The following is a 14166-nucleotide window of genomic DNA, read 5'->3' as shown; positions in this document are numbered from 1 at the left end:
CGCCTCAGCTCAGCCCGGCCAGGCGGCGCAGGCGTTGTACTTCCTGACTGTCGGCACTCTGCAGTTCGACGCTGGCCAGACGCATGAGAATCGGCTCGCGCCGGGCGGTGCCGGGCGCCAGGCCGTAACAGGCACCGATCAGTTCACGCAGCCCGATGGGCAGGCGCCAGTCTGCCTTGAGGCGGTTGGCCAGCTCGCCGCTGTATTGGCGCAGGGCTTGTTGCAGTTGTTCCTCGCTCAACGGTAGACCGAGGTTGCGCCAGATCTGTGCCTGCTGCAGCACGGCCAGCTCGCCCATGCGCTGTAACAGGGCGGCGCTGTGCAGGGGTGTCGGGTCCAACTGACAGGCCTTGGCCAGGACACCGACCCTGTTCAGCAGGTCCAGCTGCGTCTGCAGCAGGTTCTGCCCCAGGGTTCTCAGATCAGCGTCCTGCAGGCTGGCGACGGGGCGCAACGCCAGGCCCTGAATAAGATTCAGCGCGGTGGCCGCACCCAGTCGGCGCACGGCATCGGGCAGGCTGACGCAAGGCTGCCCGCTGCTGTTGTAGAGGCTGCTGTTGGCCGCCGCGATCAGCCGCGCCTGCACCGCCGGGTCCTGCTGCCAGTGTTCGCCGAGTTGCTCCAGAGTGCCGGGGGTGGCGGCTGCGTCGCGTAGTTGCTGACAGAGCTCGTCGCGCAGTGGCAGATCGATCTCCTCATCGGGCAAGGCGCCGAGATGGTGAAGAAAGTCCTCGTCGTTGGCTGCCGCCACGCGAGGTTCATCGTCCTCGGGGAGCAGGTTGCGCAGGCAGTCCAGAACCTTGGGCACCTGGAAGGGTTTGCTGATGAAGGCGTTGATGCCCAGGGCGCGCACCTCGAGCACGCTGCTGCGGTCGGCGCGTGCGGTGATCATCACCAGCGCCACGTCACGGTCCTGGCTGCGTACCGCCTGCAGCAGAAGAGTGCCGCTGCCGTCCGGCAGGTTCCAGTCGGCGATCACCAACTGAGCCGGTTCGCGCTGCCAGGCCGAGATGGCGTCTGCCACGCGCACCTGGCAGTCGACTCGAGCGCCGGGGCGCAAGCTAAGGACGATCTGCTTGAGTAGATCGGCGATCCAGGGATCGTCTTCGAGAATCAGTACGCGCATGCTCAGCTCCTGGGGCTGGACTGGCTATCCTTCGCTTCGCTCAGCGTAGTGGTGTCGACGGTCCTGGCAGGTACCGGTTGCGGGCGGCCGAAGTGATAGCCCTGGCCATAATTGCAGCCTAGCTCGCGCAGGAAGTCCGCTTGAGCCGGTTGTTCGATACCTTCGGCGAGCACCTTGAGGCCCAGACTCTGGCCCAGGGCGATCACCGCGCGGGCGATGGCGGCATCCTCCGGGTCGTCAGGCAGGCCGCGCACGAAGCTCTGGTCGAGCTTGAGCTTGTCCACTGGCAGGCGCTTGAGGCGCGCCAGGGAGCTGTAGCCAGTGCCGAAATCATCGATAGCCAGGCGTACGCCCAGGGCGCGCAGACTGAGGAGCAGTTTCTGCGCTGCATCCGGGTCTTCCATGATCGCGCTCTCGGTCACTTCCAGCTCCAGCTGCTCTGCCGGCAGGCCGGTTTCTGCGAGTACCTGCGCCACTTTCACATCGAGCTCGCCGCGGCTGAACAGGCGGCTGGAGACGTTCACCGCAACGAAATCCAGCGAATAACCTTCAGCATTCCAGCGCACCATCTGCTGGCAGGCCTGCTCCAGTACCCAGGTGTCGATGATGCCGATCATGCCGTTGTCCTCGGCAATCGGGATGAATTCGCCGGGAGGAATCAGCCCGCGTTGCGGATGCTGCCAGCGCACCAGTGCTTCCATGCCCACCTGGCGACCGTCGCGCAGGTCATGCAGCGGCTGGTAGTAGACACGCAGCTCCTGATTATCCAGGGCATGGCGCAGGCTGCTGGCCAGTTCCACGCGCTGGCGGGCGTAGTCGGTCAGCTCCTGCACATAGAAGGCATAGCCTTCGCGGCCGCTGCTCTTGGCCTTGAACAGCGCCGAGTCGGCGTTACGCAGGATCTGCTCGACGCTATCGGCATCTTCGGGGAACAGGCTGATGCCGATGCTGGCGCCGATGTAAAGCTCGTGGCCGTCGAGGCGAAAGGGTGTTTCCAGGCTGCGCAGCAGGCGTTGTGCAAGCTCGGCAGCCTGAGCGGCGTCGGCGCAATTTTCGCTGAGCAGGCCGAACTCGTCGCCACCCAACCGGGCCAGCGTGCTGCCGCTGGGCAGGCCTTGATGCAAACGCTCACCGACGCCCTTGAGCAATAGATCGCCGACGTTGTGGCCGAGGCTCTCGTTGATGTGCTTGAAGTGGTCCAGATCGATCAGCAGTACCGCGCCGCGCAGCTCCTCGAGCTTGCTGCGTTCCAGTGCATGGGCGACACGCTCGGTGAACAGCAGGCGGTTGGGCAGGTTGCTCAGGGGGTCGTGGTGGGCCAGATAATCCAGCTCGCGCTGCGAACGCTTGAGTGCGGTGATGTCGGAGAACACCGCCACATAATGGCTGACGCGCCCCTGCTCGTCGTGGATGACGCGGATGCACTGCCACTGCGGATAGATTTCGCCGCTCTTGCGCCGGTTCCACACTTCACCGCTCCAGGCGCCACGGTTCTGCAGGGCGTGCCACAGGCTGTGGTAGAAGGCGGCGTCATGACGGCCTGATTTGAGCAGGGTGGGGTGCTGGCCGAGAATCTCCTCGCTGCTGTAGCCGGTGATGCGGCTGAAAGCGGGGTTGACGTGAACGATCCGCTGCTCGGCATCGGTGACCAGTACCCCTTCCTGGGTGGCATCGAACACCGCTGCAGCCTGGCGCAGGCTGTCGTCAATGGCGCGCTGCTGGGTGATGTCGCTGGCGATACCGATGAAGCGCTGCGGCTGGCCGTTTTCGTCACGCAGCAGGCGGCCGCGAGAGTGAATCCAGCGATAGCTACCATCGGTATGGCGCAGGCGGTAGATGTTTTCGTAGGGCTGGTCGCTCAACTCGGCGTTGAGTGCATGCAGGGCGCGCTCCACGTCATCCGGATGCAGGCGCGCGGCCCAGTCCTCGCGGGTATCGCCCAGGGTTTGCGGGGTGAGGCCGAGAAGCCTGGCGTAGCCTTCGGAGAAGAATACCTTGCGTCTGGACACGTCCCAGTCCCACAGGCCGTCACGTGTGGCATCCAGTGCCAGGCGCAGACGTTCCTCGTTACCGACCAGCTCCAGGCGTGCATGGCGGTACTGCAGGGCATGACGGTACAGCACCAGATACAGCAGTGAACTGGTGAGCACGACGAAGACCAGGCCCTTCAGGGATTGCAAACGCTCCTGTTGCGCCACGGACAGGCCGAGGGCGGTCAATAGATGATCGCTGAGAAGAATCCACAGAGCGGCGAGCAGCAGGTAGCCCAGGGTCAGACGCAAGGCGGCGGTGTCGATACGCATGGGCAAGCGGCAGCGCTCCCGGTAAATGCTGGGCAGTATAGATGCTTCACTGCTGAAACATTCTCATCTAAAAGACCAACTGGTTTTCTGGCATGGGTCAGGGATAATGTGAGCAGGTTCGTCCTTGTAGGACAAGCCGCGTTCCCCCTTCAAGAGGCACAGCGCCCATGTGGTACAACGGTTTACTCGACCTGTCGGTCTGGCAGCTGGTGGCTGCGACTTTGCTGATGACACACGTGACCATCGTCAGCGTGACTGTCTATCTGCACCGCTACTCTGCGCACCGTGCACTGGAACTGCACCCCGCGCTCAAGCATTTCTTCCGTTTCTGGCTGTGGCTGAGCACTGGCCAGAACACCCGCGAGTGGACCGCGATTCACCGTAAGCATCACGCCAAGTGCGAAACCGTCGATGACCCGCACAGCCCGGTCATCAAAGGTCTGGGCACCGTGCTGCGCAAAGGTGCCGAACTGTATCAGGAAGAAGCGAAGAACCAGGAAACTCTGCGTATCTACGGCAAGAACTGTCCGGATGACTGGATGGAGCGCAATGTCTACAGCCGCTACCCGATTGGTGGCGTGACATTGATGGCGATCATCGACCTGGCGCTGTTCGGCGTACTGGGCATGACCGTCTGGGCGATCCAGATGATGTGGATTCCGGTATGGGCCGCAGGTGTCATCAACGGTCTTGGTCACGCTGTCGGCTATCGCAATTTCGAATGCCGCGATGCCGCTACCAACCTGGTGCCCTGGGGCATCCTGATCGGCGGCGAGGAGCTGCACAACAACCACCACACCTATCCCAACAGCGCCAAGCTGTCGGTGAAGAAGTGGGAGTTCGACATGGGCTGGGCCTGGATCAAGCTGTTCAGCTTCTTCGGTCTGGCTCAGGTGCAGCGTGTCGCGCCCATCGCCCATCGGGTCGAGGGCAAAGGCAGCCTGGACATGGACACCGCCATGGCCATCCTCAACAACCGTTTCCAGATCATGGCGCAGTACCGCAAGCTGGTGATCGCTCCGCTGGTCAAACAGGAAGTGGCCAAGGCCGACGAGTCCGTTCGTCACCTTTTCCGCCGTGCAAAACGTCTGCTGTCGCGTGAGCCGAGCCTGCTGGAAGAGCAGCATCATGCGCGCATCAGCGAGCTGCTGGCGCAGAGCCAGGCACTCAAGGTGATCTATGAGAAGCGCTTGGCACTGCAGCAGATCTGGGTCAAGACCAGCAGCAATGGCCACGACATGCTCGAAGCCATGAAGCAGTGGGTGCACGAGGCCGAGGCCAGCGGTATTCAGTCGCTGCGTGAGTTCGCCGAGCAGCTCAAGACCTACTCGTTGCGGCCTTCCAGCGCGGCAGTCTGAGTTCCGTTCGTTACCTGCAAAGGCCCGCCGAACTGGCGGGCCTTTGTGTTTGTCCAACAGCTCGCACTATGCTCATTTCACTGCACGGCGAGGGAAGGGATGGCCGCTTTAATGGACGATCAAGGCAACGCTGTTTCCGAATTGGAAGAACTGACCTTGGCTCTACTGCACAGCCGTGCCGAAGTGGAGCGCCTGGGCGCGCGCGAGCAACTGTTCAGCAGCTTGCTTGGCAGCGTCAACGCCGTGCTCTGGGCCTTCGATTGGAACGAGCAGCGGATGATTTATGTCAGCCCTGCCTATGAGCGAATCTTCGGTCGTTCCGCCGCGCTGCTTCTGGCCGACTATGGCGAGTGGCGCAACAGCATTTATCCGGACGATATCGACTACGCGGCCGAAAGCCTGGCCAAGGTGCTGGAAACCGGCGCGGTGGAGTCTCGCGAGTACCGCATCATTCGCGCTGATGGCCAATTGCGCTGGCTCAGCGACAAGTGTTTCGTCAGCCCCCGGCTGGGCACCGAGCAGGGCAGCGTGATCGTCGGTATCGCCGAAGACATTACCGAGAAGAAGCGTCTGGAAGGCGAGCTGCATCGCCTGGCCACCACCGATGTGCTGACCCAGAGCAGCAACCGCCGGCACTTCTTCGAGTGCGCCCGCCGCGAGTTCGAGCACGCGCGCAAGTTCGGCAGCCCGCTGGCCTTCCTGCTGCTCGATCTCGACGACTTCAAGAAGATCAACGACCAGTACGGCCACCAGGTCGGCGATGAAGTGTTGCGGCGCCTGGCGCATTGCGGCAGCAATGCCTTGAGGCGCGGCGATCTGTTCGGGCGTATCGGTGGTGAGGAGTTCGCGGCGCTTTTCCCTGGCTGTGAGCAGGATGTGGCCATGCAGGTGGCTGAACGACTGCAGCGCGAGGTGCAACGCCTCAGCTTTCGGCATGAGGGCACCAGCTTCGGCATCACCGTCAGTCAGGGCCTGACCAGTCTGCTGGCAACTGATGCCAACCTCGATGCGCTCTACGCACGTGCCGACGCAGCGATGTACGTGGCCAAGCGCCAAGGCAAGAATCAGATCGTCCTTGGCTGAGGTTATGGCGATTTTCCGCCTGGTAACGGGTTCTCATAAGCGGAAATTTGCCTATTTTCATTGTCATTGCATGGTCACTGCCCTGCAGGAAAAATGTAACCTATTGTCTTAGAAGCCTCGTGGGCTTGCTGTCAGAGACTGGCGCGTTATCTGCATAGGGTCCGGCAGATGCCGGCTAGGATGTCGGCGCAAAATAACAACGACGAGAGAGCATTCACCATGCACCACTCTGCCCGCCTCATTTCGGCCGCCTCGCTGCGTTCGCCGTTGTTCTGTTCTTCCTGAGTTTTTCGTGTCCCCATTCGAGCCAGGCTTTATTCTGTCCTGGCTTGTGGGGGCGTATGCCCCATTCGTGCCGGCCTGCCTCTTCGTGCCGAAGTCTGTGCCGGACGATGCGTCACCTTAAACACACTGGAGAGACACATAATGAGAAAGACCTCCCTGGCACTGGCCGTAGCCGCCAGCACCCTGGGCCTGAGCCAAGTAGCCTTCGCCGATTTCATCGGTGACAGCAAAGCCAGCCTGACCATGCGCAATTTCTACTTCGACCAGAACACCAAGAACACCACCAACAATAATGGTGAGGCCAGCGAGTGGGGCCAGGGCTTCATTCTCAACTACCAGTCCGGTTTCACCGAGGGTACCGTTGGCTTTGGTGTCGATGCAGTCGGCATGCTGGGCGTGCGTCTGGATGGCGGTGGTCGTAACACCAAGGCCGGTCGTGACCGTACTCCTGGCCAGCTGTTCCCGTTGGAAAGCGACGGCAGCGCTGTCGATGACTTCAGCAAGGCTGGCGCGACCGCCAAGGTCCGCGTATCCAAGACCGAGGGTCGTGTCGGTACTCTGATGCCAAAACTGCCGATTCTGGTCTCCAACGACGGTCGTCTGCTGCCGCAGATGTTCGAAGGTGGCATGATCACCTCCAACGAAATCGACAACCTGACGCTGACCGCTGGCCAGATCGAGCACGCTGTTAGCCGTGCCTCGAGCAACAGCACCGGCTTGTCCGTCGCTGGCGGTAGCGAGGCCAGCAACAAGTTCTACTTCGCTGGCGGTGACTGGAAGATCAATAGCGACCTGACGGCGCAGTACTACTACGCCAATCTGGAAGACTATTACAAACAGCATTTCGCCGGTCTGGGCCACAACCTGGCGCTGGGCGAAGGTAGCCTGAAGACCGACCTGCGTTACTTCCGTACCACTTCCGATGGCAAGAACGGCAAGGAAGCGGGTTACTCCGTAGGCGGTTACACCCGCAACGGTAACGGCAAGATCGACAACAACACCTGGAGCGCTGCCTTCACTTACAGCCTGGGTAGCCATGCTGTGATGCTGGGCCATCAGCGTGTATCCGAAGACAGCAACTTCGTGCAGCTGAACCAGGGTGGTATCGAAGGCTCCTCGGGTGCGAGCGTCTACCTGCTGACTGACCGCCTGGTGAACAGCTTTACCCGTGCCGGTGAGCGTACTACCTTCGGCCAGTACAGCTATGACTTCGCCACTCTCGGCGCTCCGGGTCTGAAAGCTTCCGTGGCTTATCTGAAGGGCACCAACGTCAAGGTTGCCGGTGGCAATGATGCCAAAGAGTGGGAACGTGACATCGCTCTGGACTATGCATTCCAGGATGGCGCTCTGAAAGGTCTGGGCCTTGGCTGGCGCTACGGTGTTCTGCGCGGTAACGTCCCTGGTCAGTCCGACGCCGACCAGAACCGTCTGATCGTCAGCTACACCCTGCCGCTGATGTAAGGCGAGAGATTTTCGGGAGGCCTAAAGGTCTGATGTCCCGAAAGCTGAACGAAAAATGCCCGCACCCTTTGGATGCGGGCATTTTTTATGGGCGACTGGTGACGGCTCAGCGTGCGTCTTCAGCTGGCGCTGCCGAGGTGGCGAGAATGGCGCTGGCCAGTGCCATATCGTCGGCTTCCTGCAGTTGCGGGTTGGCGCTGCGCAGTTGCTGCATTGCCGCTTCCAGATGCGGGCCGCGAATTTCGCCGTTACTGGCGACGAAGCTGCTGGCATCCTCTTCGGCCGCCGCAACCAGCTTGCGATCCTTGAAGGTCAGATAGGTCGAGGCGGTGGTCGCGCCCGAGGACAGAATGTCGCGCAGCAGGCCATCGGCTGCTGCGGTCTGGGCGATCAGGCAGGCACTGAACGCCAGTGCGGCACGGCTCGTTACACGCATGATGAAACTCCTTTAGGGTGGTTCCTATCCTAGGAGTCGCACAAGCCGCTGGTGGTTCCTTGATGGCGATGGCTGGTTGCCAGGCCGGTCAGTTGCTGAGCTTGCGTGCTCGCTGCTGATGACGCCGCCAAAGCAGCGCCGAGAGCATTGCCAGTACGCCGAACAGTAGAAATTGCCAAAGCCAGGGCAGGTCGGGGAACAGGTAGGTCAGTGCGCCGACGCCGACGGCCACCAGACCGATCCACAGCAGGTAGCCTCCGGCGCCGAACACCTCGAGAATCAGCAGCAGGGTGGCCAGGGCCAGCCAGTCCCAGAACGACAGGTGTTGCAGGTAGGTGATCATGGGAGGACGCGGCTACCCATACTCAGACTGTTTGCTGATCGCCCTTCGGTGTGCATCGCATAGACTCCATTGCCAGATCTCTCAATCTAAGCACAGTCGACTGGGCTCTGCCGCCGACCCCTTCGCAAGGTGGGCAGGTGCCAGGCAATCCGTGGGAGTCAGGACATGTTTGAGCGTTCGCTGATGCCGTTTTTGCTTGCCGCTCTATTGCTGGCAGCGCAGGGCGCCGTGGCCGGTGAGCTGCTGAATGCCCTGCACCGTGCAGCGCCACAGTTGGAAATGCGTGCGTTGCAAGGTGCGCTACAGGCGCTGCGGTGTGCCGAGCGTGAAGGCGCGGGTGAAGCCAGGCGGTTGGCGGTGATCGATTACTCGCGTTCCTCGCTGGAGCGGCGCCTATGGGTTTTCGATCTGACGCACAGGCGTCTGCTGCAGCGTGAGTTCGTGGCTCATGGTCGCCAGTCCGGCGAGCTGTTTGCCGAGCGTTTCTCCAATCTGCCCGGTAGCCATCAGTCCAGCCTGGGTATGTTTCGCGGTGGCGAAAACTACAGGGGGCGGCACGGCCATTCGCTGCGCCTCGATGGCCTGGAGCCCGGTTTCAATGACCAGGCGCGTGCCCGTGCGCTGGTGATCCATGGCGCCGATTACGTGGCGCCGCAGTGGGCGGAGAGATACGGCCGCATGGGGCGCAGCCTGGGCTGTCCGGCGGTACAGCAGGAGGTGATTCGTGGGCTGGTGGAGCAGCTCAAGGATGGCCAGTACCTGTTCGCCTGGCACTCACAGTTGGCCGACGACCGCTATCGCGACTGCAGGAGCATCAGCGTTGCTCGCTCTGTGGAGTGACGCGCAGTACTTCCTCGATGGTGGTCAGCCCGGCCGCGACCTTTTGCGCGCCGGACAGCCGCAGGCTGCGCATGCCGTCCTTGAAGGCGGCGCGGCGCAGGGCGGTAAGGTCGGTGTCGGCGTTGATCAGCGGCTTGATCGCGTCGTTGATCAGCATGATTTCGTAGACCCCGGCGCGGCCGCGATAGCCGGTTTCACGGCATTCCAGGCAGCCGACGGCGTGGTGTGCCTGAGTCGGCAGCGGTGAGCTCCAGGGCCGGGTCAGGCCGTTCCAGGTGTCTTCGTCCAGTTGCACCGGTGCCTTGCAGTGCGGGCACAGGGTTCGCACCAGGCGCTGCGCCATGACGCCGAGGATGGTGGCCTTGAGCAGGTAATGCGGCACGCCCAGTTCGAGCAGGCGGGTGATGGCGCTGGGCGCGTCGTTGGTGTGCAGGGTGGAGAGCACCAGGTGGCCGGTCAGCGCCGCCTGGATGGCCATTTCTGCGGTTTCCAGATCGCGGATCTCACCGATCATGATGATGTCCGGGTCCTGGCGCATCAGTGCGCGTATCCCGCTGGCGAAGTTCAGGTCGATGTTGTGCTGCACCTGCATCTGGTTGAAGGCGCCTTCGATCATCTCGATGGGGTCTTCGATGGTGCAGACGTTCACCTCCTCGGTCGCCAGCTGCTTGAGCGTGGTGTAGAGCGTGGTGGTCTTGCCCGAGCCGGTAGGGCCGGTGACCAGGACGATGCCGTTGGGCTGGGAGGTCATGCTTGCCCAGCGGCGCAGGTCCTCGGGGGAGAAGCCGAGTTGATCCGGGCTTTTCAGCAGCACTTCAGGGTCGAAGATCCGCATCACCATCTTCTCGCCGAAGGCGGTAGGCAGGGTGGACAGACGCAACTCGACTTCATTGCCATCCGGGGTCTTGGTCTTGACCCGGCCGTCCTGCGGTTTGCGCTTCTCGGCGATGTTCATGCGGCCGAGGTTCTTCAGGCGGCTGACCACGGCCATGGTGACCTGGGCGGGGAACTGATAGACGGTGTGCAGCACGCCGTCGATGCGAAAGCGTACGGTGCCCTGCTCGCGGCGTGGCTCGATATGGATATCGCTGGCGCGTTGCTGGAAGGCGTACTGGAACAGCCAGTCGACGATGTTGACGATGTGCGCGTCGTTGGCGTCTGGTTCCTGATCCTGGGCGCCGAGGCTGAGCAGTTGCTCGAAGTTGCCGACGCCGCTGATCTTCTGGTCGGTGGAATTGGCGCCGCTGACCGAGCGCGCCAGGCGATAGAACTCGGTGGTGAAGCGCTGGATATCGCTGGGGTTGGCTACCACGCGCTTGATCGGGCGCTTGAGCACGTGCACCAGGTTGGCTTCCCAGCTATGCACCAGCGGCTGACTGCTGGCGATGGTGACGCTCTCGCTGTCCACCGCCACGGCGAGAATCTTGTGGCGTTGGGCGAAGGCGTAGGACATCAGCGGGGTGATGGCCGGTACGTCGATCTTCAGCGGGTCGATGCGCAAGTAAGGCTGGCCGGCGAAGTTGGCCAGCCAGGTGGTGAGGGTTTCCAGGTCGAGTTTCTTGCCCGGCCTTTTCTGATCGTCCACCTGCTGTGCGGCGAGAAACTCCAGCGGGTGCTGGGTATTGTTCAGCGAGCTGCGACGGATCGCCAGGCACTGCTCAGCCACATCCTGATCGACCCGGCCCTGGGCCACCAGCTCGCGCAGCAGGTCGCCAAGATCCAGTACACGGTCAGGGGCAGTAGCGGTGAAGGCGGACATGCGGGCTCCTCGGGATTGTCCTGAACAAAGGTAGCAGGTCGCTTTTGCAGCGCTCTACCAGCGGACTAGGATGCCCGAAAAGCCGCACAAGGGCGAAGCGCCTGACGTGATCGAGCGCCCGCTTCAGGCCACCTCCGTCACCAGGCTGTGATCCAGGTGCTGCCAGGTCACCTCCCATACGCATACCAGGCCGCGCAGTTTCTGTGCCAGTACGCCGGCTCGATGCAGCGAAATGCCGGGCAGGCGCAGGCTGATATGCAGGTCGTCCTGCAGGCGCTCCATGTGCAGGGCCTCGGGTAACAGCTGCAGTTGGGCGAACAGACCGAGCAGCCGGCACAGCACATCGGCTTCGGCGTCGGTGCGCAGTTGGTATTCGACACAGGCATCGGGGCGATCCTGCCAGGGATCGCGACGATTGTGGGCGGCGGGGAACGGAGTGGTATCAGGCATGACGGTGGCTCAGGCAGGTTTTGCCTAAGTTTCCGCCTTCCTCCGGCAAAAGTTCTGCCTTGTTTGCTGTGTTAATTGGGCTTTCATGGATAGAATTTCCCAAATAGATCACTAGCCAGGATTTTTTATGTCTATCGCTCTGGATGCCTACGATCAGCGCATTCTTGCTTTGCTACAGGAGGACGCGGGTCTCTCCACGGCGGAGATCGCCGAGCGTGTCGGTCTGTCACAGTCGCCCTGCTGGCGACGTATCCAGCGGCTCAAGGAGGAGGGGGTGATCCGCAAGCAGGTTACGCTGCTCGACCGCAAGCGCATCGGCCTGCACACGCAGGTGTTCGCTCAGGTCAAGCTCAACGCTCATGGTCGCTCCAACCTGACCGAGTTCGCCGAAGCCATGCGCGAATTTCCCGAGGTGCTGGAGTGCCACGTGCTGATGGGGGCGGTGGACTTCATGCTGCGCATCGTCACCCGCGATATCGAGGCTTATGAGCGCTTCTTCTTCGAGAAGCTGTCGCTGGTGCCTGGTATCCAGGAGGTGAACTCCATCGTTGCGCTGTCGGAGATCAAATCCACCACCAGCCTGCCGCTCGTCTAAGGAAACACTGGAAAAGCCGTCATGCCCGCGCAGGCGGGCATCCAGAACCTACGAGTCACCTGGGCTCCCGCCTTCGCGGGAGTGACGATAAATGGCTTTTTCAGAACATCCCTAAGGCTTGATCACCACCGGAGGCGACTGCTCGACGTTGCGCCTGCCAGGTGGCGTGAGGCCCATCGACACATAGATGCTGGTCAACTGATCCACACCCATCTCGGCGGGGCGTATCCACTCTTGAGGGACGTAGAGCAGACCGCCCCCAACAGGAATCGGCGCGGTGGGAATGAGGATGGCGCAGTAGGCGCGGCCTTCCAGCTCGACTGTTTCGGAACTCGGGCGCAGGGCGAGCACGGCAGCGCCATCGCCGCCGAAGAAGCACCAGACCGGGGCCATGGTGGTGATATCCGGGTTCTTGCTCTTGTCCAGCAAGCCAACGAAGCGGTCGGCCAGGTTGTAGAAGTTGCCGATCAGTGGTGTGCGCCGCAGGGTGCGGTCGAGCAGCCAGGACAGCGGACGGCGCAGGCCCAGTTGCACGGCCAGGCCCAGGGGATAGAGGCTGGCCAGCAGCACCAGGCTGCCCAGCAAATAAGCCATATAACCGTTACTGGAGAAAGGCTGGCCAAGGACGGCGAACAGCTGACCGATCAGGGTCGAAGGGCCGACCAGGCGGTTGAGCAGGCTGAATATCCAGGCCAGCAGAGCCAGGGTCAGCACCAGTGGCAGCAGCGCCAGCAAACCGGTCAGCCAGGTGGTAACGACGGATTTCAGGCTGCTTCTGATCATGCCTCGGTTTCCTTGATGAACTAGCCGGCGACTTTACGCCAGGATGGGTGGCCTGGGCAGTCGCGTTCGCACTGCAGACCATGCAAATGGCTATAGCGATATTCATCAGGCTAACCCGCTTTCATGACGCGCAGAACGTGCTGAGCCAATATGTGCGTCGCTTTGTGGTGACAGGAAAGGCGTGCCTCAAGATGACAAGCAAAAAAAGCCCGGCACTAAGGCCGGGCGGAGTGGGTACACGAGGTACCGAAGTAGCAGCGTTGGTTTGAGCGGCTACATGCCGAGCAGATTCGGCAGGGCCATGGACACGGCGGGGATGTAGGTAATGATCATCAGGAAGCTCAGCAACAGCATCAGCCACGGCCAGGCCGCTTTGATCACCGAGGTCAGCGGCATCCCCGTCACCGCCGAGGTGACGAACAGGTTCAGTCCCACCGGTGGCGTGATCAGGCCGATCTCCATGTTCACCACCATGATGATGCCCAGGTGGATCGGGTCGATGCCCAGTTGCATGGCGATCGGGAACAGGATCGGCGCCAGGATCAGGATGATCGCCGACGGCTCCATGAAGGCACCGGCGATCAGCAGCACGATGTTCACCACCAGCAGGAACTGCCACGGCTGCAGGCCCAGATCCACCACCCAGGCGGTGATCTGTTGCGGGATTTGCTCGGTGGTCAGTACGTGGGCGAAGAGCATGGCGTTGGCAATGATGAACATCAGCATGATGGTCAGCTTGCCGGACTCCAGCAGCACCCTCGGGCACTCGCGGATGGTCAGGTCCTTGTACACGAACAGGGCGACGAAGCCTGCGTAGACCGCTGCCACGGCCGCGGCCTCGGTCGGGGTGAACATGCCGGTGTAGATACCGCCGAGGATGATCACCATCAGCAGCAGGCCCCAGAACGCCTCACGCGCGGCGCGCAGCCACTCGCGGAAGCTGGCGCGCGGCAGTGCCGGCAGCTTCTTGATACGCGCGACGATGTAGATCGCGATCATCAGGGCCAGGCCGAGCATCACGCCCGGGATCACGCCGGCCATGAACAGCTTGCCCACCGACTGCTCGGTGGCGGCGGCGTACACCACCATCACGATCGACGGCGGAATCAGGATGCCCAGGGTACCGGCGTTACAGACGATGCCGGCGCCGAACGCCTGCGGATAACCGGAGCGCACCATGCCGGCGATGGCGATGGAGCCGACTGCCGCCACGGTGGCTGGCGAGGAGCCAGACAGCGCGGCGAACAGCATGCACGCCAGCACCGCGCCGATGGCCAGGCCGCCACGGATGTGGCCGACGCAGGCGTTGGCGAAGTCGATCAGACGCTTGGCCACGCCGCCGGT

13 protein-coding genes are annotated in these 14166 nt (G+C 62.2%); 5 read left to right on the top strand and 8 right to left on the bottom strand.

Features of this window, described 5'->3' with window-relative positions:
* Positions 1-4: 4 nt before the first annotated feature.
* The gene (locus BLR77_RS24465; protein WP_074682690.1) at positions 5-1126 is read right to left on the bottom strand and encodes an HDOD domain-containing protein; all 1122 of its coding nucleotides are present in this window, start codon (positions 1124-1126) and stop codon (positions 5-7) included.
* Between the two features lie 2 nt (positions 1127-1128).
* Positions 1129-3429, bottom strand: a complete 2301-nt coding sequence (dibA, locus tag BLR77_RS24460) for a phosphodiesterase DibA (RefSeq protein WP_074682688.1) — start codon at positions 3427-3429, stop codon at positions 1129-1131.
* A 167-nt stretch (positions 3430-3596) separates the two neighbouring features.
* Between dibA and desA the strand changes: the two genes are divergently transcribed.
* The 3 genes from desA (at position 3597) to BLR77_RS24445 (ending at position 7616) form a co-directional block, all read left to right on the top strand.
* Positions 3597-4787, top strand: a complete 1191-nt coding sequence (gene desA, locus BLR77_RS24455; protein WP_074682686.1) for a delta-9 fatty acid desaturase DesA — start codon at positions 3597-3599, stop codon at positions 4785-4787.
* A gap of 111 nt (positions 4788-4898) precedes the next feature.
* A complete protein-coding gene (locus BLR77_RS24450) occupies positions 4899-5870 on the top strand; it encodes a GGDEF domain-containing protein (RefSeq protein WP_074682684.1) in 972 nt (323 codons plus the stop codon).
* 426 nt (positions 5871-6296) lie between these two features.
* Complete coding sequence (locus BLR77_RS24445; protein WP_074682682.1) at positions 6297-7616, top strand: OprD family porin; 1320 nt, start codon at positions 6297-6299, stop codon at positions 7614-7616.
* Between the two features lie 106 nt (positions 7617-7722).
* Here the strand turns inward: BLR77_RS24445 and BLR77_RS24440 are convergent, their stop codons facing one another.
* Together BLR77_RS24440 and BLR77_RS24435 are read right to left on the bottom strand one after the other, a co-directional pair.
* Positions 7723-8052, bottom strand: coding sequence for a DUF2388 domain-containing protein (locus tag BLR77_RS24440; RefSeq protein WP_074682680.1), 330 nt, complete (start codon positions 8050-8052; stop codon positions 7723-7725).
* Positions 8053-8140: 88 nt separating this feature from the next.
* Entirely contained in the window at positions 8141-8395 is a 255-nt protein-coding gene (locus BLR77_RS24435; protein ID WP_074682678.1) for an NfeD family protein, read from the bottom strand.
* A gap of 165 nt (positions 8396-8560) precedes the next feature.
* Here BLR77_RS24435 and BLR77_RS24430 point away from each other — a divergent pair, with 165 nt between their 5' ends.
* Complete coding sequence (locus tag BLR77_RS24430; protein ID WP_074682676.1) at positions 8561-9235, top strand: murein L,D-transpeptidase catalytic domain family protein; 675 nt, start codon at positions 8561-8563, stop codon at positions 9233-9235.
* On the opposite strand, the gene BLR77_RS24425 is transcribed toward BLR77_RS24430, so the two are convergent.
* Positions 9210-10994: a type IV pilus assembly ATPase TfpB gene (locus tag BLR77_RS24425; RefSeq protein ID WP_074682674.1), complete on the bottom strand. Its 1785-nt coding sequence runs from the start codon at positions 10992-10994 to the stop codon at positions 9210-9212. The two genes, BLR77_RS24430 and BLR77_RS24425, sit on opposite strands and share 26 nt — an antisense overlap.
* A gap of 123 nt (positions 10995-11117) precedes the next feature.
* The gene (locus BLR77_RS24420) at positions 11118-11444 is read right to left on the bottom strand and encodes a hypothetical protein (protein WP_074682672.1); all 327 of its coding nucleotides are present in this window, start codon (positions 11442-11444) and stop codon (positions 11118-11120) included.
* A gap of 127 nt (positions 11445-11571) precedes the next feature.
* On the opposite strand from BLR77_RS24420, the gene BLR77_RS24415 reads away from it, so the two are divergent.
* Positions 11572-12039, top strand: coding sequence for an Lrp/AsnC family transcriptional regulator (locus BLR77_RS24415; protein WP_074682670.1), 468 nt, complete (start codon positions 11572-11574; stop codon positions 12037-12039).
* Between the two features lie 111 nt (positions 12040-12150).
* Here BLR77_RS24415 and BLR77_RS24410 read toward each other — a convergent pair whose 3' ends face one another.
* Both BLR77_RS24410 and dctM read right to left on the bottom strand, forming a co-directional pair.
* Positions 12151-12822 carry a DUF502 domain-containing protein gene (locus BLR77_RS24410; protein ID WP_074682668.1) on the bottom strand — a complete coding sequence of 224 codons (672 nt, stop codon included), beginning with the start codon at positions 12820-12822 and terminating at the stop codon, positions 12151-12153.
* Positions 12823-13095: 273 nt separating this feature from the next.
* A partial coding sequence (gene dctM / locus BLR77_RS24405) for a C4-dicarboxylate TRAP transporter large permease protein DctM (protein WP_074682666.1) occupies positions 13096-14166 on the bottom strand: 1071 nt, incomplete at its 5' end.

Source organism: Ectopseudomonas alcaliphila, assembly GCF_900101755.1.
In the GTDB taxonomy this organism is placed as follows: Bacteria; Pseudomonadota; Gammaproteobacteria; order Pseudomonadales; family Pseudomonadaceae; genus Aquipseudomonas; species Aquipseudomonas alcaliphila.
Note: the sequence above shows the minus strand (reverse complement) of the source record. Positions and strands in the feature narration are given on the sequence as shown.